Origin of the sequence: Bradyrhizobium sp. 1 (genome assembly GCF_023073315.1) — a bacterium.
Lineage (GTDB): Bacteria > Pseudomonadota > Alphaproteobacteria > Rhizobiales > Xanthobacteraceae > Bradyrhizobium.
Genome location: NZ_JADPJH010000007.1, coordinates 1 through 948 on the forward strand (window position 1 = coordinate 1; position 948 = coordinate 948).

Genomic DNA, 948 nt, shown 5'->3' on the forward strand with positions numbered 1-948 from the left:
AGCTGCTCAAGATCGACGACGGCGCCGCCTCCGATCCCGAGAACGGATTCATCGTGGTGACGCAGGTCGGCAGCCAGACTTTTGGCATCGTCGTCGACGGCGTCTTCCACACCGAAGAAATCGTCGTCAAGCCGATGTCGACGAAGCTGCGTCACATCGACATGTTCTCCGGCAACACCATCCTCGGCGATGGCGCGGTCATCATGATCATAGATCCTAACGGTATCGCCAAGGCGCTGGGCGCCGCCGGCTCCTCGGCCCATGACATGGCCAACGAGAACGGGGCGCACCACATCGGATCCGGCGAGCAGACCACGTCGCTGCTGGTGTTCCGCGCAGGCTCCAGCCAGCCCAAGGCGGTCCCGCTCGGGCTCGTCACGCGCCTGGAAGAGCTGCCCTCGGACAAGATCGAGTTCTCCAACGGCCGCTACATGGTGCAGTACCGCGAGCAGCTGATGCCGCTCGTCGCCATGGAGAGCGTCACCATCGCGAGCCAGGGGACGCAGCCGATCCTGGTGTTCTCCGATGACGGCCGCTCCATGGGCCTCGTCGTCGACGAGATCATCGACATCGTCGAGGAACGGCTCAACATCGAGGTCGGCGGCTCCTCCTCCGGCATTCTCGGTTCGGCCGTGATCAAGGGCCAGGCCACCGAAGTGATCGACGTCGGCCACTTCCTGCCGATGGCGTTCGCCGACTGGTTCACCCGCAAGGAGATGAAGCCGTCGCTGCACTCGCAGTCGGTGCTGCTGGTCGACGACAGCGCGTTCTTCCGCAACATGCTGGCCCCGGTGCTCAAGGCCGCCGGCTACCGCGTCCGCACGGCGCCGACCGCAGAGGAGGGCCTCGCCGCGCTACGTGCGCAAACCTTCGACGTGGTCCTGACCGACATCGAGATGCCCGACATGAACGGGTTCGAGTTCGCCGAGACCATCCGCTCCGACAGCA

1 protein-coding gene is annotated in these 948 nt (G+C 65.0%); it reads left to right on the top strand.

Going from position 1 to position 948, the window contains the following annotated elements; genetic code table 11:
• The coding region (locus IVB29_RS02575; RefSeq protein ID WP_247501833.1) for a chemotaxis protein CheW at nucleotides 1-948 on the top strand (948 nt) is incomplete at both ends.